Raw genomic sequence first — 2,166 nt, 5'->3', positions numbered from 1 at the left:
AACACCGCGGGGCGACCTGGGCTGCCGTCATGAGGCGCGAGCCAGGTCATCTCCTTGTCCAGCCAGATCAGTAGCGATCCGCGCTTGCGAAGCGAAGCCGTGTAGCTGGACCAGTTCGTCGTGCGGTAGCGGGCGGGTGTAGGCTTGCTCATGCACCCCCTCTAACCGCATGGATTCACGATGTGAATCCTTCGCATACAGAGTTCTGCAACAACGCCCATCAGACCCCAACACAGATCGGTCGATAGGCACACCATGGCGGGCCATCACCACGGACTGGCGATTGAGCGGCATATATTCTGAATGCTTGGACACGGCGATCTGTGCCAGCAGCGCCTCGGTGGGCCAGCTCCCCTCCAGCAGATGCGCAGGGGCTTTGGCCTGTACCACACCTGTGCGCCCCTTGGGACAGGCATATCGGGGGCGCACGGTGACGATGACCTGATAGCGCGCGGGGATGTAATCCAGCCGTTCCGTGCGGTCTTCGCCGATCCGGACCATGTCACCGCATCCACAGGGGCAGACGATACTGTCGGGTTCGACCACCCTCTCGACGCGGGGCAGGCTTTCGGGCAATGCGCGGGCCTTGCGTGTTTTGCGGGGTTTCTTCTTCTCCGGATCGCTCGCACTGGCCGCGATTTTCTCTTCCACCTCGGCAATCTGCGCCGGCGTTTCAGCGATGGCGGTTTCCAGATCTTCCAGCGCCAGTTCCAGCTGGGCGGGGTCCAGCTTCTCGGATTTCGGCCCGAACTTCGTGCGCCGGTAATCCTGAACCTGACCTTCCAGCTTCTCGATCAGCGCCTCAAGCTCTGCGATGAAGGCTTCCTTCTCCGCGACCACAGCCTGTTCGTGCTGGCGCGCAGCACGCTCGACGGAGGCTTCAAATCTCGCATGTTCCAGCGCCTTCTGCTGCGCCGCAAAAGCCTTCACCACCTCGGGTGGCAGGTCTGGAAACTGGCTGAGATCGAAGGGCTGCGACATGCGCATTTCTACCCGATCCGGGACAGAAAGGCCAATAAATCAACGCTAAAAACAACGGCCTGAGTCATCCTGCCGCAGTCGGTGCCAGCACCCTTTGCGCCACCACCCGCCCCCAGTCCAGACCTTCAAACAGGGCTTCCGCCTGCGCCCGGGACAGCCGCATAACCCCGTCCTGAATCTTCGGCCAGGCAAAGCCGCCCTGTTCCAGGACCTTGTAGATCAGAACCATTCCGGTGCCGTCCCATACCAGGATCTTCAACCTGTCCCCGCGTTTTGACCGAAACACCACCGTCACCCCGGAATGCGGGTCGAGCTTCAGCTCCGTCTGCACGATCAGCGCCAGAGCATTGTGCCCGCACCTGAAGTCCACAGGCTTCGTCGCGATCAGGATCGGCAGCCTCTGACCCGCGACGATCATGTCACCCCGCGCAATGCACGCACCAGCGCCGCCGCGCGCTCCACCGTAACATCACCGGGAATACGCAAGCGCAGATCGGACCCGACCTCAATCGTCATCACACCAGAGCCATCCTGCGAGGCCTCGGCCGTGGAAGACACCGGCTGATCCATCGGCTCAGGCAGAATGGACAGCGGCACAAAGGCAGGCTCCGCCGCCTCCGACGCAGGCGATCCGTTCAGCGTATCCATCAGGTCACCCGGCAAAGCCAGCCGACCCTGCCGGGCATGGCGACGCCAATCTGACAGGTGATGTGGGAGCAAATCGTATTTGCGAGCCACATCCACGACCCGAGCCCCAGGCTGATAGCTCTCCGCGACGATCTTCGCTTTCACTCCCGCTGGCCATCGGCGATTGCGTCGTCGCGGTTCAACAATTTCACACCGACCCATAAATCCGTCGCCACCATCCGCCATGCGAAACCTCCATCTGCTCGCGCAGACCTTCTCGCAGGCATGTCACGCGTCAGGAACAGGACAAATCAATGGGGCGTGGCCGTCGCTTACAATTCCTCTTGGAATTCAACACTTGTACTTCGTTGGGGACCAACTGCTCATGCCCGCCAGCTACCATGCTGGATTCAAACAGTGAATCCCTCACTCGATTTGTGCATGTATGGATGCCCCCGTCAGTGCAAGTAGTTTCTGAACGGCTCAAGCGTGTGATCGGGTGCGGTCATGTATCAGGCCTTTCTCTGCGGCGCTGACATGGCCGCTGGCCGGTATGGC

2 protein-coding genes and 2 pseudogenes are annotated in these 2,166 nt (G+C 61.1%); all 4 read right to left on the bottom strand.

Going from position 1 to position 2,166, the window contains the following annotated elements; translation table 11 throughout:
* A pseudogene (locus PUT78_RS23380) lies at positions 1-152 on the bottom strand (IS5/IS1182 family transposase); the annotation flags it as partial.
* A 76-nt stretch (positions 153-228) separates the two neighbouring features.
* A pseudogene (locus tag PUT78_RS23375) lies at positions 229-981 on the bottom strand (IS66 family transposase); the annotation flags it as partial.
* A 64-nt stretch (positions 982-1,045) separates the two neighbouring features.
* Positions 1,046-1,399, bottom strand: a complete 354-nt coding sequence (gene tnpB / locus PUT78_RS23370; protein ID WP_274354615.1) for an IS66 family insertion sequence element accessory protein TnpB — start codon at positions 1,397-1,399, stop codon at positions 1,046-1,048.
* The gene (tnpA, locus tag PUT78_RS23980; protein ID WP_420793563.1) at positions 1,396-1,830 is read right to left on the bottom strand and encodes an IS66-like element accessory protein TnpA; all 435 of its coding nucleotides are present in this window, start codon (positions 1,828-1,830) and stop codon (positions 1,396-1,398) included. The genes tnpB and tnpA overlap by 4 nt, the downstream gene beginning before the upstream one ends.
* Positions 1,831-2,166: the final 336 nt, after the last annotated feature.

Origin of the sequence: Roseinatronobacter alkalisoli, from assembly GCF_028745735.1 — a bacterium.
Lineage (GTDB): Bacteria > Pseudomonadota > Alphaproteobacteria > Rhodobacterales > Rhodobacteraceae > Roseinatronobacter > Roseinatronobacter alkalisoli.
Note: the sequence above shows the minus strand (reverse complement) of the source record. Positions and strands in the feature narration are given on the sequence as shown.

Coding starts and splice junctions, on each gene's coding strand:
- tnpB (WP_274354615.1), bottom strand. CDS start 1,399: ATGATCGTCGCGGGTCAGAGGCTGCCGATCCTGATCGCGACGAAGCCT.
- tnpA (WP_420793563.1), bottom strand. CDS start 1,830: ATGGGTCGGTGTGAAATTGTTGAACCGCGACGACGCAATCGCCGATGG.